This is a genomic window from Pedobacter sp. MC2016-14 (assembly GCF_020991475.1).
Lineage (GTDB): Bacteria > Bacteroidota > Bacteroidia > Sphingobacteriales > Sphingobacteriaceae > Pedobacter.
This window is the reverse complement of record NZ_JAJMPA010000001.1, coordinates 1,699,502-1,725,185: the sequence shown is the minus strand read 5'-3', so window position 1 is coordinate 1,725,185 and position 25,684 is coordinate 1,699,502. Positions and strand designations below refer to the sequence as shown.

Below are 25,684 nucleotides of genomic sequence, written 5' to 3'. Positions count from 1 at the left end.
TTAACACGGAAATATTTCATAGATCATCAAGAACATTTAGTAAAAAACAATAGCATGGCTAAAAATAAAGAAGAAGAAAAAAAACATATACCTGTTGTAACCTCAGAATCCCTAAAATTTTTTGAAGCGTATATCAACAATCCCTCTCCTACCGGATTTGAATACCCTGGTCAGAAAATGTGGTTAGATTACCTAAAGCCATACATTGACGAAAGTTATATTGACAATTATGGTACCGCTGTAGGTGTAATTAACCCTAAAGCTGAATTTAAAGTGGTAATTGAGGCTCACGCTGATGAAATTTCATGGTTTGTGAATTACATTACCAGTGATGGCTTAATCTATGTGATCCGTAATGGCGGTTCAGACCATCAGATTGCACCGTCAAAAAGAGTAAATATCCATACAGATAATGGATTAGTTAAAGCAGTATTTGGCTGGCCTGCAATACATACTCGTGGTGCCGGAGAAAAAGAAGAAGCACCTGCCTTAAAAAATATCTTTTTAGATTGTGGTTGCACAAGTAAAGAAGAAGTTGAAAAACTGGGCATTCATGTGGGCTGTGTAATTACTTACGAAGATGAATTTATGGTACTAAACGACCGCTACTATGTTGGTCGTGCGCTAGATAACCGTGCAGGTGGATTTATGATTGCCGAAGTGGCACGTCTGTTAAAAGAGAATAAAAAAGAACTGCCATTTGGCTTGTATATTGTAAACTCAGTACAGGAAGAAATTGGGTTGCGGGGCGCCGAAATGATTGCACACAGCATTAAACCTAATGTTGCCATCATTACAGATGTTACGCATGATACAACTACGCCAATGATCAATAAAATTACCCAGGGCGAGATGGCTGCAGGAAAAGGCCCGGTAGTATCTTATGCACCCGCTGTACAGGTAAACTTGAATAAACTGCTCGTTAAAACCGCACAAGACAACAACATCCCTTTCCAACGGCAGGCTTCATCCAGATCTACAGGAACTGATACAGATGCTTTTGCCTATTCTAACGGAGGTGTGCCATCAGCGTTGATTTCGCTTCCATTACGCTACATGCACACCACTGTAGAAATGATTCATAAAGAGGATGTAGATAATGTAATTAGCCTCATTTATCATTCTCTTTTAAATATTCAAAAAGATCACGATTTTAAATATTCATCTTAATGAAACCAACTTTATTAATCTTAGCAGCAGGAATGGCCAGCCGCTATGGCAGCATGAAACAAATTGATGGGTTTGGCCCAAATGGAGAAACCATTATTGATTATTCCATTTACGATGCCATCAAAGCTGGTTTTGGAAAGGTAGTATTCATCATTAAAGAAGAATTTCTTGAAGACTTTAAAGGGATTTTTGAACCAAAATTAAAAGGTAAAATTGAAACCGACTATGTGTTTCAGAATTTTAACCTTAAACAATTCGGAATTGATGAAGAAATACACCGGGAAAAACCATGGGGAACAGGTCATGCAATTCTTGCTGCAAGAAACGTAATAAAAGAACCTTTTTGCGTGATTAACGCAGATGACTTTTATGGCTTAGATGCATTTACAAAAATGGTGGACTTTTTGACAACTGAAGTCACTGGAAGCAACTACTCCATGATTGGTTACGAAATTGCCAAAACATTGTCAGACTTTGGTTCCGTATCTCGTGGTGTTTGTAAAGTAAGTCCTGAAGGCTACCTTGAAGAAATTATTGAAAGAACCAAGGTTTTACGTGACGGCGAAGCAATTATTTACGAAGAAAATACCAAACAATATCCCCTGGCCTTAGATACCCGTGTATCAATGAATTTCTGGGGTTTTACACCTGAAGTTTTTAAAATCTCTGTTGAATTATTCAGGGAGTTCGCTAAAAACAATCGTGAAAATCCTAAGTCAGAATTCTTTATTCCGATTATTGTAGAGACCCTGCTAAATTCAGAAAAAGCCGACTTTAAAGTAGTACCCACAGATAGTAAGTGGTTTGGTGTAACTTACAAAGAAGATAAACCTGTAGTACAGGCAAGTTTTGACCAATTGATTAAAGATGGCGTATATCCTGAAAACTTGTGGAATTAGTTTTCAAAAATACAACTGCATAAAAAAGGCCCCCGATAATTACTTACCGGGGGCCTTTCTGTTATATAGGGACGATTATTTAGTTTCGTCTTTTACTTCTTCGAAGTCTACATCAGTAACATTATCTGCGCCGTTCTGAGCTTCAGCAGCACCACCTTGAGGTTGAGCAGCATCAGCACCTTGACCATCTTTGTACATCTCTTCAGAAGCAGCATTCCATGCAGCTTGAAGCTCTTCTTGTGCAGCATCGATATCAGCAAAGTTTCTTGAAGCATGAGCAGCTTGCAATTTAGCCAATCCAGCCTCAATAGGTGCTTTTTTATCAGCAGAAATCTTATCGCCAAATTCTTTTAATTGTTTCTCAGTAGAGAAAATTAAAGCATCTGCACCGTTAATTTTATCTGCTTCTTCTTTAGCAATTCTATCAGCATCAGCATTTTGCTCTGCTTCTTCCTTCATCTTCTTGATCTCTTCTTCTGTTAAACCAGATGAAGCCTCAATACGGATCTTTTGCTCTTTACCAGTAGCTTTATCTTTAGCACTTACGTGTAAGATACCATTTGCATCAATATCAAAAGCAACTTCTACTTGTGGAACACCACGAGGTGCCGGTGGAATACCATCCAGGATAAAACGTCCAATAGTACGGTTTTGAGCAGCCATAGGACGCTCTCCTTGTAAAATGTGGATTTCTACCGAAGGCTGATTATCAGCTGCTGTAGAGAAAGTTTCTGCCTTTTTAGATGGAATAGTAGTGTTAGCTTCAATTAATTTTGTCATTACACCACCCATAGTTTCGATACCTAACGAAAGTGGAGTAACGTCTAATAACAATACATCTTTAACTTCACCAGTTAATACACCACCTTGAATTGCAGCGCCGATAGCCACAACCTCATCAGGGTTAACACCTTTAGAAGGCTCTTTACCAAAGAAAGCTTTAACAGCCTCCTGAATTGCTGGAATACGTGTAGAACCACCTACTAAAATGATTTCGTCAATATCAGAAACTTTTAAACCAGCATTTTTCAAAGCAGATTTACAAGGATCAATAGTACGTTTAATTAAATCACCTGCCAATTGCTCAAATTTAGCACGGCTTAAGTTTCTTACCAAGTGTTTAGGTCCGCTAGCATCAGCAGTAATATATGGAAGGTTAACTTCAGTAGATGTAGTGCTTGACAACTCTATTTTAGCTTTCTCAGCAGCTTCTTTTAAACGTTGTAACGCCATTGGATCCTGGTGAAGGTCCATGCCATTTTCATTTTTAAACTCATCTGCCAACCAGTCAATAATAATGTGGTCAAAGTCATCACCGCCCAGGTGCGTATCACCGTCAGTAGATTTCACTTCAAATACACCATCACCTAATTCTAATACTGAAACGTCATGAGTACCACCACCGCAGTCAAACACAACAATTTTCATGTCTTTGTTTGTTTTATCCAAACCGTAAGCTAATGCAGCAGCAGTTGGCTCGTTGATGATCCTTTTAACAGTAAGACCTGCAATTTCACCTGCTTCTTTTGTAGCCTGACGCTGAGCATCATTAAAGTAAGCTGGAACAGTAATTACTGCTTCAGAAACCTCATGACCTAAAAAGTCTTCTGCAGTTTTTTTCATTTTCTGCAAAATCATTGCAGAAATTTCCTGCGGAGTATATTTACGGTCGTCAATTTCTACACGTGGTGTATTGTTGTCACCCTTTACAACTTTGTAAGGTACACGACCAACTTCTTTAGAAACCTCAGCAAAGCTGCTGCCCATAAAGCGTTTGATCGAATAAATTGTTTTTGTTGGGTTAGTAATTGCCTGACGTTTAGCCGGCTCTCCTACTTTACGTTCGCCATTTTCTGCAAAAGCAACAATGGATGGCGTTGTACGCTTACCCTCACTGTTGGCTATAACTACAGGCTCGTTACCTTCCATTACAGCTACGCAAGAGTTTGTTGTTCCTAAGTCTATACCAATAATTTTTGACATGCTATTTATCTCTGTTTGTGTTTAAAATCGTGTTATTTCTATCTGCTTAACAAGCAATGTGCCAATCAAATTTTGGCAGTTAATTGACATATATTTTTTCAATTAAAGACTTGTAGCCAGTAAACTACTGCTAAAATGTTAATTAAATGAGTATTAATTATGACAGGTTGACACAAGCAGTATTATAATTTGAACAGTTTTTCCAAATGATGATAGCTGATGCCAAAGAAATCTTTAGCCTCTTTAATCTTTTTTAGGATTTGTTTACCGTTTAAATCCAGATCAGCTGCTGGGTTGGCCTTTACGCCTACAATCAAAACATTTTTTGGAGTATGTACATCAGAAATAAATTCCATCACCTTAGTCTTATAACCATAATATTCCAATATAAGTGCACGAATACCATCCGTAACCATTTCTGCCTGTCGCTCCATAAATATGCCATACTTTAAGACAAAATCAAGCTCATTTTTAGCACTGGCGCTAACCATCTCCCTACGGATCTGTTTATGACAACACGGGGCCACCACAATTAACTTTGCACCTGCTGTAATCCCTTTAAATATCGCATCATCCGTAGCCGTATCACAGGCATGCAAGGCAATCAGTAAATCTGTTCCAGAGGCATCAAAATCTTCAATTGTACCAGGTACAAAACTCAGCTTCTTGAAATCAGAACTTTTCGAAATCTCATTACACAGCAGCACAAGATCCTCCCGGTATTCCACACCTACAACATCAACATCCAATCCCAACACCTGATGAAGATAATCATACAAAGCGAAAGTCAAATACCCCTTCCCTGAACCCATATCCGCAACATTACGAATTGAACCTGCAGGGAGCCCCTTAATCATTGGACTCAGAAGCTCAATGTATTGGTTGATTTGTTTATATTTACTCTGCGCATTTTTATAAACAACGCCAGTAGCATCAGTTATGTTTAGCGCCTGCAAATAGGACTTAGAACCAACTGCTTCGATAACCCTTTTTTTCTCCTTATCATGACTTGCCAACGGAACAGGAACAGGCCTTGTATTGAGCAGTCTTTCTCTGAGAGAAATAACTCCCTTTTTATTGTATTCCAAAATAACCTCTTTGCCGGTTGTGAACAATGTCGCAATCCTAAAATCATTACTGATAAACTGCCCAACTAACCGCATCCCATCAACAATACTTAAGTTTTTGATGATGTCCCTGGTTTTATTACGATAAGTAAAAGAAAGCATATCCACACGCTTAATCTTAACCCGTCTAACGTATACATTTTTCAGTTCCTTATCATTTCCCTGATAATTGCCAAGAGAGACCTTTAAAAAGGTGCCGGTAGAAATACTTTCATTTAAATGGTTTTGAAACTGTACTAGAAAAAGTTGGTTTGACATGAGTTCAAATTAGTTAGCAAAGATAGCCTTTTGATTGCTTAAGCACAGCGCGCTGATCGCAACTTTATATTCATAAAAAAAGCCCTGTCCAAATGGAACAGGGCTTTCTTATCTTAAAAAGAAGAATTATTCTCCTTTATCTTCTTGTTTTTCTTCAGCAACTGGCGCTTCAGGAGCCTCATCAGCAACTACTTCTTCAGCTACAACTTCTTCTTTAGCAGGAGCATCAGCTTTTTTAGTTTTGCTTCTACCACGACGAGTTGTTTTCTTTTCTTCAGCTGCAGCCTCTTTACCATAAATCTCATTGTAATCAACCAATTCGATCAATGCCATTTCAGCATTATCACCAAGACGATTGTTTAATTTGATGATCCTGGTATAACCACCCGGACGGTTAGCAACTTTAGCAGCTATATCACGGAACAGTTCAGTCACAGTTTCTTTATCTTGCAAATAGCTAAATACAATACGACGAGAGTGTGTAGTATCGTTTTTAGACTTTGTAATGATAGGCTCAACATACATACGCAAAGCTTTTGCTTTAGCTAAAGTAGTTGAAATTCTTTTGTGCTTAATCAACGATGAAGCCATGTTGGCCAACATCGCCTTACGATGCGAATCTGTTCTTCCTAAGTGGTTTATTTTTCTACCGTGTCTCATTTTTTAATTTATTCAGTGTATACCGTCTCTGTTAGTTTTCGAGGGAATTATACACGATTAACAATATTTGTTATTTATTATTCTTCGTCTAGTTTGAACTTACCTAAGTTCATACCAAAAGATAATTGTTTTGATTTAACAAGCTCCTGAATTTCAGTAAGCGATTTTTTACCAAAGTTTCTGAATTTTAACATATCAGCAACATCATAAGAAACCAGATCAGCAAGTGTACGGATATCAGCTGCTTTTAAGCAGTTTAATGCACGAACAGAAAGATCTAAATCAACAAGCTCAGTTTTAAGGATTTTACGCATATGTAAAATTTCCTCATCAACTTCTTTAGTTTCTTCTTTAGTATGAGATTCCAATACAAGGTTCTCATCAGAAAACAACATAAAGTGTTGGATCAGGATCTTAGCAGCTTCTTTTAATGCTTCTTCAGGGTGAATAGAACCATCAGTAGTAATATCCAATATCAACTTCTCATAGTCGGTTTTTTGCTCAACACGATAGTTTTCAATGGTATATTTTACATTTTTCATTGGTGTAAAGATCGAATCAATCGCTATTACGCCAAGAGTAGTATCGGTAACTTTATTTTCCTCTGCAGGAACATAACCACGTCCTTTATTGATGGTTAATTCTACTTCCAAAGTAACAGATTTCTCCATGTTACAGATTACGAAGTCAGGATTTAAAACCTCAAAATTGTTAGAAAACTTTGTAATGTCACCAGCATTAAACTGATCTTGTCCGTTTACAATGATGAAAACTTTCTCAGAATCGCCTGTATCACCAACTTTCTTGAAACGCACTTGTTTCAGATTAAGGATGATTTCAGTTAAATCTTCTACAACACCTTTCATGGTAGAAAACTCATGAGATACTCCTGAAAAACGAATACTTGTAATGGCATAACCTTCTAATGAAGAAAGTAAAATTCTTCTCAAGGCATTACCAATTGTTACACCGAAACCTGGTTCTAGAGGACGAAATTCAAATGTACCATCGAAATCAGTTGATTTCTGCATGATAACTTTATCGGGTTTCTGAAATGCTAAAATTGCCATTTATAATGTTTTTAGATCGTTATTAATATGTTGTAACGCAAAAAATTTAGCTGCCCGTACGGGCAGCTAATTAAATATATTATTACTTAGAGTATAACTCGATAATTAAGTTTTCCTTAATATTCTCTGGAATCTCATCACGGTTAGGATAAGCTAAAAACTTACCTGTAAGTTCACTTGCGTTCCAATCTAACCAATTAAATTTATTGATTACTCTTCCGGCTACTGAATTTGTGATGGCTTCTAAGGTTTTTGATTTCTCACGAACTGCAACCACGTCACCTGCTTTCAACTGATAAGAAGGGATATTTACTACTTCACCATTCACTGTTACGTGTTTATGGCTAACTAACTGGCGTGCAGCAGAACGGGTAGTAGCAATACCTAAACGATAAACAGTGTTATCAAGACGTGCTTCTAATAATTGCAATAAGTTATCACCGGTAATACCTTCACGGGCAGAAGCTCTGGTAAACAAGTTACGGAACTGACGCTCCAACACACCATAAGTGTATTTTACTTTTTGTTTTTCCATCAACTGTACTGAATACTCAGACTGTTTACCTCTTCTTTTAGACACACCATGTTGTCCCGGGGGATAGTTTTTTCTATCTAATACTTTGTCAGGGCCAAAAATAGGCTCTCTGAATTTACGCGCGATTTTGGACTTTGGTCCTGTATATCTTGCCATTGCTTTTTGTTTTAAAGTATCATGCAACCTTAAGCTGCAGACTCTTAGCTTTAAAAATTAATAATTAAACTCTTCTCTTTTTAGGAGGACGACATCCGTTGTGCGGAAGCGGGGTAATATCTTTGATTGAGGTAACTTCGATACCTGAAACCTGCAATGTTCTAATTGCAGACTCACGACCAGAACCTGGACCTTTAACAAAAACTTCAACCTTACGTAAACCCAGATCAAAAGCTACTTTTCCACAATCCGATGCCGCTTGTCCAGCTGCATAAGGAGTGTTTTTCTTAGAACCTTTGAATCCCATTTTACCAGCTGACGACCATGAAATAGTTTGACCGTTGTTGTTTGTTAGGGTAACAATGATATTGTTAAAAGTCGCATTGATGTGTGCCTGACCAACAGGCTCAATTACTACAATACGCTTTTTGGTTACTTTTTTACTCTTAGCCATATTTATTGTACGCCACTAATTTTATTTAGTAGCTTTTTTCTTGTTAGCAACTGTTTTTCTCTTGCCTTTACGTGTACGAGAGTTGTTTTTAGTACGTTGTCCACGTACCGGTAAACCTTTCCTGTGACGTAAGCCACGGTAACAACCGATATCCATTAAACGTTTAATGTTCAATTGAACTTCCGAACGTAAAGCACCTTCTACTTTAATTCCGTCGTTGATCATGGTACGGATAGCTGATAACTCATCATCAGACCAGTCCTGTACTTTTTTGTTTAAATCGATACCTGCTTCCGTTAAAATACGTTGAGCAGTTGATCTGCCTATTCCGAAGATGTAGGTCAGGCCAATTTCGCCTCTTTTGTTTCTTGGTAAATCAATACCTGATATCCTTGCCATATTTTGTACTAATGTTTGATTAATTGATTAAACGACAGATTGAGTAACCTGTACATTCAATCCAATCATACTTCAATAATTTCTTATCCCTGACGCTGTTTGTATTTAGGGTTTTTTTTGTTGATCACGTAAAGCTTACCTTTACGACGAATAATCTTACAATCAGCGCTACGCTTTTTAATTGATGACCTAACTTTCATTTTATTTATATCTATAAGTAATCCTGCCTTTTGATAAATCGTAAGGCGACATCTCTAATTTAACTTTGTCTCCTGGTAATATTTTAATGTAATGCATACGCATTTTACCAGAAATATGCGCAATAATCTCATGACCATTCTCCAGTTCTACCCGGAACATTGCATTCGATAATGCTTCTCTTATTACACCGTCTTGTTCAATTGAGGCTTGTTTAGCCATATAATCTTGATTTTTACTTAATTAGCTGCTATTAAACAGGGTTGCAAAATTAAATAAAAAATTTTAATTATTCGCCTTTTTTATTTAAAACTTCTTCAATTAATTCAAAGGTAGATAAAACATCCGCTTTACCCCTTCTTACAGCCACTGTATGCTCAAAATGAGCTGATGGTTTTTGATCTACAGTTGTAACCGTCCAGCCATCAGACCAAAACTTAATTCTCGCAGTACCAGCATTAATCATCGGCTCAATGGCAATCACCATTCCTTCCTCCAATTTAATCCCGCTACCTCTTCTTCCGTAGTTTGGAACTTCCGGCTTTTCATGTAGCTTAACGCCTACACCATGGCCAACCAATTCCTTTACTACACCGAATCCGTTATCTTCTGCATGCTTTTGAACTGCATAACCAACATCACCTATTCTTGATCCCACAACTGCTTTCTCAATGCCAAGGCGCAAACATTCTTTTGTTACATCAACAAGTTTTTGCTGTTCAGCATTAATCTCACCGATTGAAAATGTATAAGCCGAATCCCCGAAAAAGTTGTTTTTAATCACCCCACAATCCACTGATATTAAATCGCCTTCCTGAATAACATAATCACTCGGAAAACCATGAACTACCTGATCATTTGGCGAAATACATAAAGAATACGGGAACCCATTGTAATTAAGAAATGCAGGGATCGCACCATGATCCTTAATGAATGTCTCTGCATGATCATTTAAGCTCTTTGTTGTGACTCCCGCGCGGATCACTTTCGCAACCTCAGCAAGGGTTTTAGACACCAACAAAGAGCTCTCTCTGATCAATTCAATTTCTTCTGCAGATTTATAGTAAATTTTTGACATGAATAGGATTAGATCACTGCATTTGTACCGCCAGCAGCTGGAACGCCAGTCCGGCCAGTAACCCTGCCTGTTTTCATTAAGCCATCATAATGACGCATCAATAAATAACTTTCAACCTGCTGTAAAGTATCCAATACCACACCAACAAGGATTAGTAATGAAGTACCGCCGTAGAAATGGGCGAACTCAGACTTAATTCCGAATTTTACGGCTATAGAAGGCAAAATTGCGATAATAGCTAAAAATATGGATCCGGGAAGTGTAATCTTAGAAATGACATCATCAATGAAAGATGAAGTAGACAAACCAGGTTTAATACCAGGAATGAATCCACCATTCTTCTTCATATCATCAGACATTTGAGTTGGGTTAACAGTAATTGCTGTATAGAAAAACGTAAATGCAATAATTAAAAATGCAAAAGTTAAGCTATAAACTAACGACGTATAATCGCTGTACTGTCTTAACCATGTATCTTGTAAAGACGGTGCAAACTGAGTGAGCAAGGTTGGGATAAACATCAATGCTTGCGCAAAGATAATTGGCATTACACCCGCCGCGTTCACTTTCAATGGAATATATTGTCTTACGCCACCAAATTGTCTGTTACCAACAATACGTTTTGCATATTGAACAGGTACTTTTCTTACGCCTTGAACAATCATAATGGTAAACATTACAACAGCAAACAAAGCAGCAATTTCAAGAACCAAGGCAATTAAACCACCACCATCACCAACAAGCCTGGAGCTAAACTCCTGCTGTAAAGCCATAGGAAGGCGGGCTATGATCCCCACCATAATGATTAAAGAAATACCATTACCTATTCCTTTATCTGTTATTTTCTCACCAAGCCACATTACAAATAATGTACCTGCAGATAAAACAAATGTTGATAAAACAAAAAATAAGGTATGATCAATTAGTATCGCCTCAGCAGGAACCTGAGTTTTAACATAACCAACAGCCTGAACAGCTGTAATAGCTACCGTCAAATAACGTGTAATCTGATTTAACTTGTTTCTGCCGCTTTCTCCCTCTTTCTGCATTTTTTGGAAAGAAGGGACAGCGATACCCAATAACTGAACTACAATAGATGCAGAAATATAAGGCATTACTCCGAGGGCCAGGATTGAAACACGAGAGAAAGATCCACCGGCAAACATATCCAGCAAACCCAAAAGTCCAGACTTTTCATTATCGCCCAGGGCAGTTGCATCCACACCTGGTAAAACCACATGAGATACAAATCTATAAACCACCAGAATTATCAGCGTAAAAACTATACGCGTTTTTAATTCTTGAATTTTCCAAATATTACTTAGAGTAGTAAACAGCTTCTTCATTAATTACAATTTTTCAATTGAGCCTCCAACAGCCTCAATAGCTTTTTGTGCAGTTGCAGAAAAAGCGTGTGCTTTAACTTCTATCTTAGATTTAACTTCACCACGAGCAAGAACTTTTACAAGATCGTTTTTCGAAGCCAAACCATGCGCTTGAAAATCAGCAAAGCCAATAGTGGTTAAGCTAAATTTCTCAGCCAATGCCTGAATAACATCTAAGTTTACACTTACATATTCAACACGGTTAATTGGTTTGAAACCTACCTTAGGCACACGACGTTGCAATGGCATCTGTCCACCTTCAAAACCGATTTTGGTTTTGTGACCAGAACGTGATCCAGCGCCTTTATGACCGCGTGTTGATGTACCGCCACGACCAGAACCAGTACCACGACCAATTCTTTTACTACTTTTAATGGAACCTGCTGCAGGTTTTAAATTACTTAAGTTCATTTTTGAAACTTATTGTGTTGCCCTTCGCTTTCACTAATCAGGGACAACGGTTAAACAAAATATATTAAAGGCTGCAAATGTAGAACTATATCCCACATTTACAACCTTTAAAATTATATACTCTCAATCGCAACCAGGTGGTTCACTTTTCTAACCATACCAATGATGGCAGCATTAGCTTCAACTTCAACACTTTGGTTCAATTTAGTCAAACCTAAAGCTTGCATTGTACGCTTTTGGCGTTCGCTTCTGTCGATAATGCTTTTTACCTGGGTTATTTTAATTTTAGCCATAATATTATCCGTTAAAAACTTTGTTTAAATCAACACCACGTTGCTGCGCTACAGTATAAGCATCACGCATCTTAGTTAAAGCATCTACAGTTGCTTTTACCACGTTGTGAGGATTTGATGAACCTTTTGATTTTGCTAATACGTTATGTACACCAGCACTCTCTAATACAGCACGCATTGCACCACCAGCAATAACACCGGTACCAATTGCTGCAGGTTTGATTAATACAAAACCTCCAGAAAATTTACCGATTTGTTCGTGAGGAACAGTACCGTTTAACAAAGGAACCTTTACCAAATTCTTTTTAGCATCATCGATACCTTTTGCAATGGCTTCAGTAACCTCTTTCGCTTTACCCAATCCGTAACCTACGATACCGTTTTCATCTCCAACAACAACAATTGCTGAAAAGCTGAAAGTACGACCACCTTTGGTTACTTTGGCTACACGCTGTATGCTAACTAAACGATCTTTAAGTTCGATTTCGCTAGTCTTAACTCTTTTTATATTGATAGTTGACATCCTTATCTAATTTCAGATTAAAATACTAAACCAGCTTCACGGGCACCCTCTGCCAATGACTTAACACGTCCGTGATATAAATAACCGTTTCTGTCAAAAACAACTTCTTTAATACCAGCTGCGATAGCTTTTTCAGCTACCATTTTACCAACCGCTACAGATTGTTCTGATTTGCTACCGTTAGCAGCAAAATCTTTAGATAATGATGAAGCTGATACCAATGTGTTTCCGGTTACGTCGTTAATAATTTGAGCATAAATCCCTTTATTACTTCTATAAACCGATAAACGTGGACGGCTTTCAGAACCAGTCAATCTTTTACGGATTCCTTTTTTTATACGATCTCTACGAGATAATTTTTTCCCTGCCATGATGATTATTTTTTAGAAGCTGATTTACCTGCTTTTCTTCTTAACACTTCGCCTACAAACTTGATACCTTTACCTTTATATGGCTCCGGAGCACGTAACGAGCGGATTTTTGCTGCTACCTGACCAATCAGTTGCTTATCAATACTTTCTAAAATAATTTTAGGAGTCTGACCTTTTTCTGAAGTTGTTGTTACTTTAATCTCTTCCGGCAATTGGAATACATAGTGGTGAGAATAACCTAAAACAAGATCCAGTGTATTTCCTGTATTTGTTGCGCGGTAACCCACACCAACAAGTTCTTGTTGTAATTTATAACCTTCTGTAACACCAACAACCATATTGTTTAACAATGAACGGTACAAACCGTGCAATGCTTTGTGTCTTTTTTGATCAGTCGGACGAAGAACTGTTAAAATTCCGTCTTCCTGACTAACAGTGATTTCTGAATCTACTGCTTGAGTTAATTCTCCTTTTGGACCTTTAACAGTTACTACGTTATCTTTAGCTACTGTAATGGTTACTCCAGCTGGGATATTAATTGGGGCTTTTCCTATTCTTGACATTTTGTTATCCTCCTTTAATTAATAAACGTGACACAAAACTTCGCCACCAATGTTAAGCTTAGCTGCTTCTTTATCTGTCATTACTCCTTTAGAAGTCGACAGGATAGCGATACCTAAACCATTTAATACTCTTGGCATATTATCTACACCAGCATATTGTCTCAAACCTGGTTTACTGATACGTGATAAAGTGCGGATTGCAGGAATCTTAGTAATTGGATTGTACTTTAAAGCGATTTTAATAACGCCTTGAACAGTTGTGTCCTCAAACTTGTAATTAGCAATGTAACCTTTGTCAAAAAGTACTTTAGTAATTTCCTTTTTAAGGTTTGATGCAGGAATCTCTACAATTCTGTGATTTGCCTTAATGGCATTTCTTACTCTTGTAAGATAATCTGCTATTGGATCTGTATTCATTATGATATAATTGTGATAGTGGTTTCCTTTCCGAACCCTTCGGAACGACCTGCCATCTGTTAATATTTGTATTTGGGTTAAGCCAGCCGGTAAACTACCAGCTTGCTTTTCTAACTCCAGGAATTTTTCCTGCTAAAGCCATATCACGGAATGTTACCCTAGATATACCGAAAGTACGCATGTAACCACGAGGACGTCCAGTTAATTTACATCTGTTGTGTAAACGTACTGCAGATGAGTTCTTAGGTAACTTATCTAATCCTTCATAATCACCGGCAGCTTTAAGTTCTGCACGTTTTTCTGCAAATTTAGCTACCAGTTTCTGGCGCTTTACTTCGCGAGCTTTTACTCCTTCTCTTGCCATTATTGATCTGTTTTAGGGGCTTGGTTTTTAAACGGTAACCCAAATTGTTTTAAAAGTTCTAATGCTTCAACATCATTTGTAGCCGAGGTTACAAAAGTAATATCCATACCTAAAATCTTGCTGATTTTGTCGATGTTGATCTCAGGAAAAATGATTTGCTCAGTAACACCCAATGTGTAGTTACCTTTACCATCAAAACCTTTATCGTTGATACCTTTGAAATCACGAATACGTGGCAAAGCTACGGAAATTAAACGATCTAAAAACTCGTACATGTTGTTATCACGTAAAGTTACACGCACACCTACCGGCATACCTTTACGTAATTTAAAGTTTGAGATATCTTTTTTAGATTTTGCACCTACAGCTTGCTGACCAGAAATGGTAGTCATCTCTAAAATAGAGCTGTCCATAATTTTCTTGTCTGTAACTGAAAAACGGCCAACTCCCTGGTTAATCGCGATTTTCTCCAACTTAGGAACCTGCATTACGCTTTTGTAGTTGAACTTATCTTTAAGTGCAGTTACAATTTCCTCTTTATATTTACTTTTTAATCTTGGTACGTAAGCCATTATTTGATCTCCTCTCCTGATATTTTAGCAACCCTAACTAATTTCCCATCAGCGTTAAGCTTTCTGCCTACGCGGGTTGTTTTTCCTGATTTAGGATCAATCAACTGAACGTTAGAAATATGAAGAGCAGCTTCTTTTTTAATGATACCTCCGTTAGGGGTAGCTGCGTTTGGTTTTGTATGTTTTGATACAAGGTTTACACCTTCAACAAGGACTCTGCTTTTAGTAATTAATACTGAAAGTACTTTTCCTTCCTGGCCTCTTGAATCGCCGGCGATAACCTTAACTAAATCTCCTTTACGGATTTTAATTTTTGGTGTAGTAGTTACTTTATTTTTCATTTTATAATACCTCCGGTGCTAATGATACAATTTTCATGAATTGTTTTTCACGCAGTTCTCTCGCAACCGGGCCAAAAATACGTGTACCACGCGGCTCATCCTGTGCATTCAATAATACTGCTGCATTGTCGTCAAAACGAATGTATGAACCATCTTTACGTCTGATTTCTTTTTTCGTTCTTACTACAACTGCTTTAGAAACTGTTCCTTTCTTAATGTTACCAGAAGGTAATGCACTTTTAACGGTAACAACGATTTTGTCACCAATAGAAGCGTATCTTTTTCCTGTTCCACCAAGTACACGGATAACCAATACTTCTTTTGCGCCGCTATTATCGGCTACATTTAATCTCGATTCCTGTTGTACCATGTTATTTAGCCCTCTCTAAAATTTCCACTAATCTCCAGTTCTTGTTTTTGCTTAGCGGACGAGTTTCCATAATTAGTACTGTATCTCCAATACCACAGTCATTTTTCTCGTCGTGAGCCATAAATTTGGTAGTTTTCTTAACAAACTTACCATAGATCGGGTGCTTTACTTTACGTTCTACCGCTACAACAATAGATTTATCCATCTTGTTGCTTACCACCAACCCGCTTCTTGTTTTTCTTAATTGTCTTTCCATTGCGACTCTAAAGTTATTTTGTTTCAGTAGTTGACTGAGCTTTACGCTTAGTCACTTCAGTGTTTAATCGGGCGATATCTCTTCTTACCTTTTTAATACGGGTAGGATTCTCTATAGCCGAGATCGTATGCGCAAATTTCAACTTAACTAAGTTTTCTTTCTCTTCTGCAATCCTGACTACTAGTTCTTCTTGTGAAAGCCCTGTGATTTCTGAGTTTTTCATTTTATTGTTTTGTTATGTTGCGGGCCTAGAGGTTATAATAACAAGTTACTTACAACATACAGCCCTTAACTTTTTATGCTTCTACGTAATCTCTACGTACTACAAATTTTGTTTGTATCGGTAATTTTTGTGCCGCTAATCTCATTGCTTCTTTAGCTACTTCTAAAGAAACTCCTTCTGCTTCAAAAATTATACGTCCTGGTCTTACAACGGCTACCCAATACTCAGGTGCACCCTTACCTTTACCCATACGTACTTCAGCTGGTTTTTTAGTAACCGGTTTGTCCGGGAAAATTCTAATCCACACCTGACCTTCACGTTTCATGAAACGAGTTACTGCGATACGGGCTGCCTCTATCTGGCGACTGGTGATCCAGGTCGACTCTAAAGATTTGATCCCGAAAGAACCGAATGACAATTCAGCACCACGAGTTGCTAAACCTTTCATCCTGCCCTTTTGCATCTTCCTGAACTTCGTTCTTTTTGGCTGTAACATTTTATTTTAATTTATCGTAAAACGATTTGTTAACTAATTATTTGCGTGGACCTCTGTTCTGAGTGTTTCCACCTCTGTTGTCTCTCTGACCGCCTTGACCAGGACCACCTTGACCTGGGCCTCTTCCGCCACGAGGACCGCCATTGCGGTTATCGTTACGTCTGTCGCCACCGCCACGGTTATCTCTGTCTCTACCGCCAAAAGCACCTTCTGGTCTGCCACCTTTACCTGGAGCATTGTTAGCTGCGCCAATGTTTGGAGAAAGGTCACGTTTGCCGTAAACCTCACCTTTACAGATCCATACTTTAACACCTATTTTACCATAAGTTGTTAATGCTTCAGCCAATGCATAGTCGATGTCTGCACGGAAAGTATGCAAAGGAATTCTTCCTTCTTTATACTGCTCGCTACGTGCCATCTCAGCACCACCTAAACGACCAGAGGTCATAATTTTGATACCTTCAGCGCCCATACGCATAGTTGATGCGATAGTAGATTTCATTGCTCTACGGAAAGAAATCCTTGCTTCTAACTGTTTTGCAACACCTTCAGCTACCAATTGAGCATCAAGTTCAGGACGTTTAATTTCAAAAATGTTGATTTGAATTTCCTTTTTAGTCAATTTCTTCAACTCTTCTTTGATCTTATCCACCTCAGCACCAGCTTTACCAATCACGATACCCGGACGGGCAGTGTGAATAGTTACAGTGATACGTTTTAATGTACGCTCAATTACAACTTTAGATACGCCGCCTTTAGCGATACGTACAGAAAGGTATTTTCTTATTTTTTCGTCCTCAACTAATTTATCAGCATAGTTGTTGCCACCGAACCAGTTAGAATCCCAACCTCTCACGATTCCTAACCTGTTACCTATTGGATGTGCTTTTTGTCCCATTTCTGTTAATTAGTTTGAGTTTCAACGTTTTTACTATCTACTATCAGTGTTACGTGATTTGAACGTTTACGTATTCTGTAACCACGTCCTTGAGGTGCTGGTCTAAGTCTTTTCAACTGACGGCCACCGCCTACCATTACGGTTTTTACGTATAACTGATTTTCTTCAGGGCGAGAACCTTCATTTTTAGTTTCCCAGTTTTTGATCGCTGATAACAAAAGTTTCTCAACTCTTGTAGCTGCATCTTTATTGGTAAATTTTAAAATATGTAATGCTTTCTCAACACGCTCACCTCTGATAAGATCTACAACCAAACGCATTTTACGCGGTGAGGTTGGACAATCGTTTAATTTCGCTACTGCTTCCATCTTTTAATTATTTTTTCTTTTCAGAGTGACCCCTAAATGTTCTGGTTGGAGCAAACTCTCCCAGCTTGTGACCAACCATGTTTTCTGTTACGTATACCGGTATAAATTTATTACCGTTATGCACTGCAAATGTATGCCCCACAAAATCTGGTGAGATCATTGATCTGCGTGACCAAGTTTTAATGACAGACCTTTTGCCTGAATCATTCATAGATACTACTTTCTTCTCTACGTTATGGTCAATATAAGGTCCTTTTTTAATTGAACGAGCCATTATTTCTTCCTTTTCTCTATGATGAAACGATTTGAATATTTTTTAAGTGAGCGGGTTTTAAAGCCTTTAGAATACATACCATTCCTAGACCTTGGCTGACCACCTGATGAACGACCTTCACCACCACCCATTGGGTGATCGACAGGGTTCATGGCTACCGGACGTGTACGAGGACGACGACCTAACCAACGGCTGCGACCTGCTTTACCTAATACTTCATTTGCATGATCAGAATTGGAAACAGCTCCTATAGTTGCTAAACAGGTAACTAAGATAGATCTTACCTCACCTGAAGGCATCTTTACAGTTGCATATTTACCATCACGGGCAGCTAATTGTGCATAAGCACCAGCACTACGTGCCAATTGTGCTCCACGTCCTGGCTGAATCTCAATGTTATGTACAATTGATCCCAATGGAATATTTGCCAATTTCAATGTGTTACCTACTTCTGGAGTAGCTGAATCACCCGAAACTACTGTTTGTCCTACTTGCAATCCTTCCGGTGCAATAATGTAACGCTTCTCACCATCAACATAATGCAATAAAGCAATACGTGCAGTACGGTTTGGATCGTATTCAACAGTAGCTACTGTTGCAGGAATATCAAATTTATCACGTTTAAAATCAATTAAACGGTAAGATTTTTTGTGACCACCACCCATGTAGCGCATAGTCATCTTTCCTGTATTGTTACGTCCTCCCGATTTCTTAGAAGATACAACCAATGATTTTTCGGGCTTGGTTGCTGTAATCTCCGAAAAACTGGCCCCAACTCTAAAGCGGGTACCCGGAGTGACTGGTTTAAATTTTCTTAAGCCCATAGTTTATAATTATTCAATTCTTATTAAATATTCGAGTAATAATCAATTGTCTGTCCTTCTGCAAGGGTTACAATTGCTTTTTTATATTTTGGGCTACGGCCCGTTACTAAACCACCTTTAGTGTTTCTGGATTTCATTTTACCAAGTACAACCATTGTGTTGATCGCTAAAATGTTAACTCCGTACATTTTCTCTATCGCTGATTTAATCTGCAATTTATTTGCTTTAGGCTCTACCTTAAAAGTAAAACGGTTAGACTTTTCAGTCAACGCTGAAGCTTTTTCGGTTAATATTGGTTTCTTTAAAAATTCCATATTATTTGGCAAATGCCTCCTCAATTGTTTTAACAGAACCAGCAGTCAATAAAAGTTTGCCACAGTTCAATACATCATAAGTATTCAACTGATCTGCATAAGTAACTTTCACTTTCTGAATGTTTCTTGCTGATAAATAGATATTGTTATCTTGCGCAGGTAAAACCAACAATGTTTTCTCATTTGTCAGGTTCAATGCACTCACCAAATTAATGTAGTTTTTAGTTTTGATCGCGTCAAAAGTAAAATCTTCCAAAACAACAACATTGTTATCCTGAGCTTTATAAGTCAATGCAGACTTACGAGCCAATGATTTTAATTTTTTGTTCAATTTAAAACTATAATCACGTGGTTGAGGACCAAAAACGCGACCACCACCATTAAACAATGGAGATTTAATACTACCGGCACGAGCACCACCAGTACCTTTTTGTTTGTATAATTTACGGGTTGAACCAGCAATTTCGTTACGTTGTTTAGATTTGTGCGTTCCCTGACGTTGGTTAGCCAAATACTGCTTTACATCTAAATAAATCGCATGGTCAACAGGTGTAATACCGAATACGGCTTCAGGAAGCTGCACTGTAGCACCTGTCTCTTTTCCTGAAATGTTTAATACTTTAATTTCCATCTGCTTACTTATCTAAGATTACGTAAGAACCTTTAGCTCCTGGTACGGAACCGCTAACTACCACAAGGTTTTGCTCAGCATAAACTTTCAAAACTTGTAAGTTCTGAACTTTCACTCTGTCACCACCCATTCTTCCTGCCATGCGCATACCTTTAAATACACGTGCCGGATATGAAGCAGCTCCAAGTGAACCTGGTGCACGACCTCTGTTGTGTTGTCCGTGGGTTTGTCCACCAACACCACCGAATCCATGACGTTTTACAACACCTTGGAAACCTTTACCTTTTGATGTACCTACAACATCCACAAAATCGCCTTCAGCAAAAATAGACACGTCTACAGTATCGCCTAAACTTAACGATTCTTCAAACGGGTCAAACTCTACCAATTTACGTTTTGGGGTGGTGTTTGCTTTCGCAAAATGGCCTTTCAAAGGCTTTGTTGTGTTCTTCTCTTTAGCTTCACTGAAGCCTAACTGAACTGAAACGTAACCGTCAATCTCTGCGGTCTTTACCTGTGTTACCACACAAGGCCCAGCTTCGATCACTGTACAAGGAATATTCTTCCCGTCTGCGTCGAAAATGCTGGTCATTCCTACTTTTTTTCCAATAATACCTGACATTTTTTATTTTTAATTTAACACCCATCGAAGCAGTAGGGCTTCGTTCAAGGTGGATACACTTCCCGTTAAGGGACGGCAAAAATAGGAAATAAATCTTAATGTTCAAATAGTTAGCGTATTATTTTTTAAAATAATCACCAACTATTTTTAATTCGGGAATAGCTGCCGTAGAAGTCCGGCTTTAACCCACCAGTTTATTGCTTAGGCTAAACAAAATCACCGCTAAAACAAACAAACCGATGATTACGTACATATAATCACGTTCTATGAGAAATCCGAATACAGAAAATAACACCCTTGTAATTGGGGTAAAAATTAACAACAGCACGCCAAACTGAATAATTGCAGCACCATCCATAGTACGCAAGCCCGCAAATACTGCCGTAATGGAGGCATATTTAGCCTTTGTAGAATCAAACTCAGCATAGCTGATCAAATGGTAACTATTCATCAAAAGATATAAAATACCACCAATAAAAACTACCGTCATCGCCGCAACAACACCAGCACGTAGCAGCGTACCTAAAATAACCTGTATGTCCTTATCTCCAGAGATTTTTTTTCCGCTCGCTCTCATATTTTACCTGACAACCCATTATAAATCATTTGCAGTGCTAAAAAAACCACAACCGCCGCAAAAATTACCTTCAGTTTATCTGTCTTTGTATTGATCAATATTCTTGCACCCAGCGTAGAGCCTGTTAAAACGCCAAGCGTAACCGGCATCGCAATTCCGGGATCAATCTGTCCACGGTGCAGGTAAACCACAGCACTTGCTGCAGCAGTCACGCCCATCATAAAATTACTGGTGGTAGTGGAAACCTTAAATGGGATACGCATAATGTTATCCATTGCCAATACCTTTAATGCACCAGATCCTATGCCCAGTAAGCCAGAGATAATACCCGCAAAAAACATCATTACAAAGCCGCCAGCTACATTATGCACGCCATATTGTACAACCTCACCATTTACCGGATAACTTCCATTTAGCTTAAAAAACCTGGCCATAGGGCTTGAAAAATCATCGTTAGAATGATCTATCTTTTTTCTCACCATCATAATGGCCGAAAAAAGCAAAATACAACCAAACATTACCGCAATATATCCCGGATTAAGATAAACAGTAATTACCGCTCCAAATATTGCGCTAACAGTGGTAGCAATTTCTAAAAACATTCCAATTCTTATGTTCGTAATTCCCTCCTTAACATAAGCGGCAGCAGAACCAGAAGAGGTCGCAATTACAGATACAATAGATGCGCCAATTGCATAATGAATATCCACCCCAAGCACAAGTGTCAACAATGGAATGATGATCACCCCGCCTCCAAGACCAGTAAGAGATCCAAGCAAACCTGCCAGGAAAGCACCCGCAAGAACAATGATTGTAAATAATAAGACCGACATTGCTGCAAATATAGACTATCCTTTGAAAACACAATAAAAATTAGATATCATTGTTTAAATATAGCAAGACCATTAAATAATTATGAACAGAACGATACGATCTATCATCAGCATTTCACTTTTAACAACAGGGGTTGCAACAGCACAAGTAAAAGATACCCTTAGAAATCCAACAATGGATATTCCGGTAGCCCTTACCACCAAAGAAGATCTTAGTTTAAACGGACAATACCAGTCTGTACTTTCAAAATCCAAAACACTTAATGGATATAAACTCGTTAACCCCGCAAGGCTTTCCAGCTTTTGGAAAAGCCTGAGCGATACCCTTAGAACAGAACGCAAACAACTCTCCCAATCTAAAAGCTTACTGTCTGAACACAAGCAAACAATAGATACGCTCAGAGCGCAATTGGCCGGTAAAGACAATACGCTGGCAAGTGCTAATGCAAAATTAGATGAAATTAATTTTTTGGGCATCTCCTTTAGCAAAAGTACCTACAGCACCATAGTATGGTCGTTGATCATCATACTTGCCCTCGCACTGGCAATAGTAATTGTCCGTTCGGTCAAATTTATTCAGGAAGCAAAATATCGAAGTGGGCTATATGAGGAGATTTCTGAGGAATATCAGAAGTATAAAGTAAAAGCCAACGAGAAGGAAAAGAAGCTTGCCAGAGAATTACAAGATGAGCGCAATAAGCTTGATGAACTAAAAAACAAAGGTTAATGCCGCTTAAATATAAAAAAACCTCCCACGATTACTCGGGGAGGTTTTTTTATGACGTACTAAATATCATTAAACTTTAATTTCTACTTCAACACCGCTAGGCAATTCAAGTTTCATTAAAGCATCAACTGTTTTAGAGTTAGAGCTATAAATATCTAACAAACGTTTGTAAGCGCACAATTGAAATTGCTCTCTTGCTTTTTTGTTCACGTGTGGTGAACGCAAAACAGTAAAGATTTTTTTCTCTGTAGGCAACGGAATTGGTCCGCTAACAACTGCACCCGTAGGCTTAACAGTTTTTACGATTTTCTCAGCAGATTTATCTACCAGATTGTAATCGTAAGATTTCAATTTAATTCTGATTCTTTGGCTCATAATATATGTTAATAAAGGCGGCTGGTTAGAGCTATTAATAACCAGCTGCCAATTTTTTAAATTAATCTATTGATTTAATTCTTCCTTTAGATTTAGCAATTACTTCATCCTGTACGTTTTTAGGAGCTGGATCGTAGTGATCAAATTCCATAGTAGACGTTGCACGACCTGAAGTGATGGTACGCAACTGAGTTACATAACCGAACATTTCCGAAAGTGGTACAGTTGCTTTAATTACTTGTGATCCGTTACGGGTATCCATACCTAAAAGCTGACCACGACGACGGTTCATGTCACCAATTACATCACCCATGTTTTCCTCTGGAGTCAAAATCTCAATTTTCATGATTGGCTCCATCAATACCGGATTACATTTAGGCAATGCCTCACGGTAAGCCATTTTAGCTGCAAGTTCAAATGATAAAGCATCTGAATCGACTGCGTGGAATGAACCATCAATTAAACGAACTTTCATGTCTGGTAGTGGATAACCAGCCAATACTCCGTTAGCCATAGAAGCTGCAAAACCTTTCTCTACTGAAGGAATAAACTCACGTGGAATTGAACCACCTGTAATTTCGTTTACAAACTGTAAACCACCCTTTTCGAAATCAGCATCAATTGGAGAAATAATAACCTGAATATCCGCGAATTTACCACGACCACCAGATTGTTTTTTATACGTCTCACGGTGTTGGATAGTTCCGTTGATTGCTTCTTTGTATGCTACTTGTGGCGCACCCTGGTTAACCTCAACTTTAAACTCGCGTTTCAAACGGTCAATCAAGATATCTAAGTGAAGCTCACCCATACCAGAAATTACAGTCTGACCAGTTTCCTCGTCTGTCTGAACCCTGAAAGTAGGATCTTCTTCAGCAAGTTTAGATAAGCCCATACCCAATTTATCAACATCAGCCTGAGTTTTAGGCTCAATTGCCAATCCGATAACCGGCTCAGGGAATACCATTGATTCCAGAACAATTGGGTTTTTCTCTTCGCAAAGTGTATCACCGGTTTTAATATCCTTAAAACCTACAACAGCAGCAATATCACCAGCACCTACGTTAGGAATTGGGTTTTGCTTGTTTGCGTGCATCTGGAAGATACGTGAAATACGCTCTTTGTTCTCAGAACGTGCATTGTAGATATATGAACCTGCTTCAAGGTTACCTGAATATACGCGGATAAAGCATAAACGACCAACAAAAGGATCCGTTGCAATTTTAAAAGCTAAAGCTGCAAAAGGCTCTTTTTCATCTGGCTTACGCAATATTTCTTCTCCTGTTTCAGGATTAGTTCCAACAATACCTTCAGAATCCATCGGTGAAGGCAATAATTCCATCACGTAATCCAACATCGTCTGTACACCTTTATTTTTGAAAGATGAACCACAAACCATAGGAACAATTGTTGCATCCAAAACTGCTTTACGTAAAGCATCAAGGATTTCACGCTCAGTGATTGAATTTGGATCTTCAAAGAATTTCTCCATCAAAGATTCATCATAATCAGCCACAGATTCTAATAATTTCTCTCTCCACTCAGCAACTTCATCAATCATATCTTCAGGAATTGGCACTTCAGTAAAGGTCATACCTTTATCATGCTCATTCCAAACGATACCACGGTTGTTGATCAAATCAACTACACCTTTGAAATTATCTTCAGCACCGATTGGTAATTGCAAAGGAACAGCATTACTGCCCAACATGCTTTTAACCTGTCCAACAACTTTAAGGAAATCTGCACCAGAACGGTCCATTTTGTTCACGAAACCAATACGGGCAACGTTATAGTTGTTAGCCAAACGCCAGTTAGTTTCAGACTGAGGCTCAACACCATCTACAGCCGAAAACAAAAACACCAACCCATCCAATACACGTAACGAACGGTTTACCTCTACGGTAAAATCCACGTGTCCTGGTGTATCAATGATGTTAATGTGGTAACTCTGACCTCTGTATTTCCATCCTACTGTTGTAGCAGCAGAAGTAATGGTAATACCACGCTCCTGCTCTTGTGCCATCCAATCCATGGTAGCTGCACCTTCGTGCACCTCACCAATTTTATGACTAACACCAGCATAGTAAAGGATACGCTCAGTTGTTGTAGTTTTACCTGCATCAATGTGAGCTGCAATTCCGATATTTCTTGTAAATCTTAAATCTCTTGACATTATATAATTTCAATTATTAGAAACGGAAGTGAGAGAATGCTTTGTTGGCTTCAGCCATTTTATGCGTATCTTCTTTTTTCTTAACGGCTGCACCTTCACCTTTAGCTGCTGAAACAATTTCACCTGCTAATTTTTCCTTCATGGTTTTTTCACCACGCTTACGAGCGTAAGAAATTAACCATTTCATGCCTAAAGCAATTTTACGGTCAGGTCTTACCTCAGTTGGAACCTGGAAGTTTGCACCACCTACACGACGGGATTTAACCTCTACTGCAGGCATAATGTTTGTTAAAGCACGTTTAAATACTTCTAATCCGTTCTCACTGGTTTTTTTCTCAGCTAGTTCCACTGCATCATAAAAAATAGAATAAGCGATAGATTTTTTTCCATCGTACATCATATTGTTTACAAACCTTGTTACCTGAACATCATTGAATTTTGGATCAGGAAGGATAATTCTCTTTTTTGGTTTTGACTTTCTCATTATTTTTCC

General features: G+C 38.3%; 39 protein-coding genes. 3 read left to right on the top strand and 36 right to left on the bottom strand.

Features of this window, described 5'->3' with window-relative positions; all coding sequences use genetic code 11:
- The first annotated feature begins 54 nt into the window (after window positions 1-54).
- Together LPB86_RS07295 and LPB86_RS07290 are read left to right on the top strand one after the other, a co-directional pair.
- Window positions 55-1,170, top strand: a complete 1,116-nt coding sequence (locus LPB86_RS07295; protein ID WP_230642103.1) for a M42 family metallopeptidase — start codon at window positions 55-57, stop codon at window positions 1,168-1,170.
- Window positions 1,170-2,069: a sugar phosphate nucleotidyltransferase gene (locus LPB86_RS07290; RefSeq protein WP_230642102.1), complete on the top strand. Its 900-nt coding sequence runs from the start codon at window positions 1,170-1,172 to the stop codon at window positions 2,067-2,069. Before LPB86_RS07295 ends, LPB86_RS07290 begins: the two co-directional genes overlap by 1 nt.
- 75 nt (window positions 2,070-2,144) lie before the next feature.
- Here LPB86_RS07290 and dnaK read toward each other — a convergent pair whose 3' ends face one another.
- The 33 genes from dnaK to LPB86_RS07125 all read right to left on the bottom strand — a co-directional run bounded on the left by dnaK (window position 2,145) and on the right by LPB86_RS07125 (window position 21,913).
- On the bottom strand, window positions 2,145-4,052 hold the full coding sequence (dnaK, locus tag LPB86_RS07285) for a molecular chaperone DnaK (protein ID WP_230642101.1): 1,908 nt from the start codon (window positions 4,050-4,052) through the stop codon (window positions 2,145-2,147).
- Window positions 4,053-4,234: 182 nt separating this feature from the next.
- Window positions 4,235-5,437, bottom strand: coding sequence for an SAM-dependent methyltransferase (locus LPB86_RS07280; RefSeq protein ID WP_230642100.1), 1,203 nt, complete (start codon window positions 5,435-5,437; stop codon window positions 4,235-4,237).
- A gap of 126 nt (window positions 5,438-5,563) precedes the next feature.
- Window positions 5,564-6,097 carry a 50S ribosomal protein L17 gene (gene rplQ, locus LPB86_RS07275; RefSeq protein ID WP_230642099.1) on the bottom strand — a complete coding sequence of 178 codons (534 nt, stop codon included), beginning with the start codon at window positions 6,095-6,097 and terminating at the stop codon, window positions 5,564-5,566.
- Window positions 6,098-6,174: 77 nt separating this feature from the next.
- A complete protein-coding gene (locus tag LPB86_RS07270; protein WP_230642098.1) occupies window positions 6,175-7,167 on the bottom strand; it encodes a DNA-directed RNA polymerase subunit alpha in 993 nt (330 codons plus the stop codon).
- 82 nt (window positions 7,168-7,249) lie between these two features.
- The gene (rpsD, locus tag LPB86_RS07265) at window positions 7,250-7,858 is read right to left on the bottom strand and encodes a 30S ribosomal protein S4 (protein ID WP_230642097.1); all 609 of its coding nucleotides are present in this window, start codon (window positions 7,856-7,858) and stop codon (window positions 7,250-7,252) included.
- Between the two features lie 64 nt (window positions 7,859-7,922).
- Window positions 7,923-8,312 carry a 30S ribosomal protein S11 gene (rpsK, locus tag LPB86_RS07260; protein ID WP_048907426.1) on the bottom strand — a complete coding sequence of 130 codons (390 nt, stop codon included), beginning with the start codon at window positions 8,310-8,312 and terminating at the stop codon, window positions 7,923-7,925.
- A gap of 21 nt (window positions 8,313-8,333) precedes the next feature.
- Window positions 8,334-8,711 (bottom strand): 30S ribosomal protein S13, encoded by a 378-nt coding sequence (gene rpsM / locus LPB86_RS07255; protein WP_230642096.1) that lies wholly within the window; start codon window positions 8,709-8,711, stop codon window positions 8,334-8,336.
- An 83-nt stretch (window positions 8,712-8,794) separates the two neighbouring features.
- Complete coding sequence (gene rpmJ / locus LPB86_RS07250) at window positions 8,795-8,911, bottom strand: 50S ribosomal protein L36 (protein ID WP_010599887.1); 117 nt, start codon at window positions 8,909-8,911, stop codon at window positions 8,795-8,797.
- Between the two features lies 1 nt (window position 8,912).
- Window positions 8,913-9,131, bottom strand: a complete 219-nt coding sequence (gene infA, locus LPB86_RS07245) for a translation initiation factor IF-1 (protein WP_008244555.1) — start codon at window positions 9,129-9,131, stop codon at window positions 8,913-8,915.
- 67 nt (window positions 9,132-9,198) lie between these two features.
- The gene (gene map, locus LPB86_RS07240) at window positions 9,199-9,987 is read right to left on the bottom strand and encodes a type I methionyl aminopeptidase (protein ID WP_230642095.1); all 789 of its coding nucleotides are present in this window, start codon (window positions 9,985-9,987) and stop codon (window positions 9,199-9,201) included.
- 8 nt (window positions 9,988-9,995) lie between these two features.
- On the bottom strand, window positions 9,996-11,333 hold the full coding sequence (secY, locus tag LPB86_RS07235) for a preprotein translocase subunit SecY (protein WP_230642094.1): 1,338 nt from the start codon (window positions 11,331-11,333) through the stop codon (window positions 9,996-9,998).
- 3 nt (window positions 11,334-11,336) lie between these two features.
- Window positions 11,337-11,783 carry a 50S ribosomal protein L15 gene (gene rplO, locus LPB86_RS07230; protein WP_230642093.1) on the bottom strand — a complete coding sequence of 149 codons (447 nt, stop codon included), beginning with the start codon at window positions 11,781-11,783 and terminating at the stop codon, window positions 11,337-11,339.
- A 113-nt stretch (window positions 11,784-11,896) separates the two neighbouring features.
- On the bottom strand, window positions 11,897-12,076 hold the full coding sequence (gene rpmD, locus LPB86_RS07225; protein WP_230642092.1) for a 50S ribosomal protein L30: 180 nt from the start codon (window positions 12,074-12,076) through the stop codon (window positions 11,897-11,899).
- Between the two features lie 4 nt (window positions 12,077-12,080).
- On the bottom strand, window positions 12,081-12,599 hold the full coding sequence (gene rpsE / locus LPB86_RS07220) for a 30S ribosomal protein S5 (RefSeq protein ID WP_255695489.1): 519 nt from the start codon (window positions 12,597-12,599) through the stop codon (window positions 12,081-12,083).
- A gap of 17 nt (window positions 12,600-12,616) precedes the next feature.
- Window positions 12,617-12,970, bottom strand: a complete 354-nt coding sequence (rplR, locus tag LPB86_RS07215) for a 50S ribosomal protein L18 (protein WP_230642091.1) — start codon at window positions 12,968-12,970, stop codon at window positions 12,617-12,619.
- A 5-nt stretch (window positions 12,971-12,975) separates the two neighbouring features.
- On the bottom strand, window positions 12,976-13,533 hold the full coding sequence (rplF, locus tag LPB86_RS07210) for a 50S ribosomal protein L6 (protein WP_230642090.1): 558 nt from the start codon (window positions 13,531-13,533) through the stop codon (window positions 12,976-12,978).
- A gap of 18 nt (window positions 13,534-13,551) precedes the next feature.
- On the bottom strand, window positions 13,552-13,950 hold the full coding sequence (gene rpsH / locus LPB86_RS07205; protein ID WP_255695488.1) for a 30S ribosomal protein S8: 399 nt from the start codon (window positions 13,948-13,950) through the stop codon (window positions 13,552-13,554).
- 94 nt (window positions 13,951-14,044) lie between these two features.
- A complete protein-coding gene (rpsN, locus tag LPB86_RS07200; RefSeq protein WP_230642089.1) occupies window positions 14,045-14,314 on the bottom strand; it encodes a 30S ribosomal protein S14 in 270 nt (89 codons plus the stop codon).
- Window positions 14,314-14,886 (bottom strand): 50S ribosomal protein L5, encoded by a 573-nt coding sequence (gene rplE, locus LPB86_RS07195; protein ID WP_230642088.1) that lies wholly within the window; start codon window positions 14,884-14,886, stop codon window positions 14,314-14,316. Before rplE ends, rpsN begins: the two co-directional genes overlap by 1 nt.
- On the bottom strand, window positions 14,886-15,227 hold the full coding sequence (gene rplX, locus LPB86_RS07190) for a 50S ribosomal protein L24 (protein ID WP_255695487.1): 342 nt from the start codon (window positions 15,225-15,227) through the stop codon (window positions 14,886-14,888). Before rplX ends, rplE begins: the two co-directional genes overlap by 1 nt.
- A 1-nt stretch (window position 15,228) precedes the next feature.
- Entirely contained in the window at window positions 15,229-15,597 is a 369-nt protein-coding gene (gene rplN / locus LPB86_RS07185; RefSeq protein WP_008244575.1) for a 50S ribosomal protein L14, read from the bottom strand.
- A 1-nt stretch (window position 15,598) separates the two neighbouring features.
- A complete protein-coding gene (gene rpsQ / locus LPB86_RS07180) occupies window positions 15,599-15,853 on the bottom strand; it encodes a 30S ribosomal protein S17 (protein ID WP_230642087.1) in 255 nt (84 codons plus the stop codon).
- Between the two features lie 13 nt (window positions 15,854-15,866).
- Entirely contained in the window at window positions 15,867-16,076 is a 210-nt protein-coding gene (gene rpmC, locus LPB86_RS07175; RefSeq protein WP_230642086.1) for a 50S ribosomal protein L29, read from the bottom strand.
- A 73-nt stretch (window positions 16,077-16,149) separates the two neighbouring features.
- A complete protein-coding gene (rplP, locus tag LPB86_RS07170; RefSeq protein ID WP_230642085.1) occupies window positions 16,150-16,572 on the bottom strand; it encodes a 50S ribosomal protein L16 in 423 nt (140 codons plus the stop codon).
- Between the two features lie 37 nt (window positions 16,573-16,609).
- Window positions 16,610-17,470, bottom strand: coding sequence for a 30S ribosomal protein S3 (gene rpsC / locus LPB86_RS07165; protein ID WP_230642084.1), 861 nt, complete (start codon window positions 17,468-17,470; stop codon window positions 16,610-16,612).
- Between the two features lie 5 nt (window positions 17,471-17,475).
- Window positions 17,476-17,838, bottom strand: coding sequence for a 50S ribosomal protein L22 (gene rplV, locus LPB86_RS07160; protein WP_230642083.1), 363 nt, complete (start codon window positions 17,836-17,838; stop codon window positions 17,476-17,478).
- A 7-nt stretch (window positions 17,839-17,845) separates the two neighbouring features.
- Complete coding sequence (rpsS, locus tag LPB86_RS07155) at window positions 17,846-18,112, bottom strand: 30S ribosomal protein S19 (protein ID WP_069379634.1); 267 nt, start codon at window positions 18,110-18,112, stop codon at window positions 17,846-17,848.
- Window positions 18,112-18,936 carry a 50S ribosomal protein L2 gene (rplB, locus tag LPB86_RS07150; RefSeq protein WP_230642082.1) on the bottom strand — a complete coding sequence of 275 codons (825 nt, stop codon included), beginning with the start codon at window positions 18,934-18,936 and terminating at the stop codon, window positions 18,112-18,114. Before rplB ends, rpsS begins: the two co-directional genes overlap by 1 nt.
- Window positions 18,937-18,959: 23 nt before the next feature.
- Complete coding sequence (gene rplW, locus LPB86_RS07145; RefSeq protein ID WP_230642081.1) at window positions 18,960-19,250, bottom strand: 50S ribosomal protein L23; 291 nt, start codon at window positions 19,248-19,250, stop codon at window positions 18,960-18,962.
- A gap of 1 nt (window position 19,251) precedes the next feature.
- A complete protein-coding gene (rplD, locus tag LPB86_RS07140) occupies window positions 19,252-19,881 on the bottom strand; it encodes a 50S ribosomal protein L4 (protein ID WP_230642080.1) in 630 nt (209 codons plus the stop codon).
- 4 nt (window positions 19,882-19,885) lie between these two features.
- On the bottom strand, window positions 19,886-20,503 hold the full coding sequence (gene rplC / locus LPB86_RS07135; protein ID WP_230642079.1) for a 50S ribosomal protein L3: 618 nt from the start codon (window positions 20,501-20,503) through the stop codon (window positions 19,886-19,888).
- A 181-nt stretch (window positions 20,504-20,684) separates the two neighbouring features.
- Window positions 20,685-21,080 carry a DUF1634 domain-containing protein gene (locus LPB86_RS07130; protein ID WP_230642078.1) on the bottom strand — a complete coding sequence of 132 codons (396 nt, stop codon included), beginning with the start codon at window positions 21,078-21,080 and terminating at the stop codon, window positions 20,685-20,687.
- Window positions 21,077-21,913 (bottom strand): sulfite exporter TauE/SafE family protein, encoded by an 837-nt coding sequence (locus LPB86_RS07125; protein ID WP_230642077.1) that lies wholly within the window; start codon window positions 21,911-21,913, stop codon window positions 21,077-21,079. Before LPB86_RS07125 ends, LPB86_RS07130 begins: the two co-directional genes overlap by 4 nt.
- A gap of 82 nt (window positions 21,914-21,995) precedes the next feature.
- On the opposite strand from LPB86_RS07125, the gene LPB86_RS07120 reads away from it, so the two are divergent.
- On the top strand, window positions 21,996-22,640 hold the full coding sequence (locus LPB86_RS07120; RefSeq protein WP_230642076.1) for a protein bicaudal D homolog: 645 nt from the start codon (window positions 21,996-21,998) through the stop codon (window positions 22,638-22,640).
- Window positions 22,641-22,709: 69 nt separating this feature from the next.
- Here LPB86_RS07120 and rpsJ read toward each other — a convergent pair whose 3' ends face one another.
- The 3 genes from rpsJ to rpsG form a co-directional block, all read right to left on the bottom strand.
- On the bottom strand, window positions 22,710-23,015 hold the full coding sequence (gene rpsJ, locus LPB86_RS07115; protein ID WP_008244591.1) for a 30S ribosomal protein S10: 306 nt from the start codon (window positions 23,013-23,015) through the stop codon (window positions 22,710-22,712).
- 61 nt (window positions 23,016-23,076) lie between these two features.
- Window positions 23,077-25,191, bottom strand: coding sequence for an elongation factor G (fusA, locus tag LPB86_RS07110; protein WP_230642075.1), 2,115 nt, complete (start codon window positions 25,189-25,191; stop codon window positions 23,077-23,079).
- 16 nt (window positions 25,192-25,207) lie between these two features.
- Complete coding sequence (gene rpsG / locus LPB86_RS07105; protein ID WP_370632814.1) at window positions 25,208-25,678, bottom strand: 30S ribosomal protein S7; 471 nt, start codon at window positions 25,676-25,678, stop codon at window positions 25,208-25,210.
- Window positions 25,679-25,684: the final 6 nt, after the last annotated feature.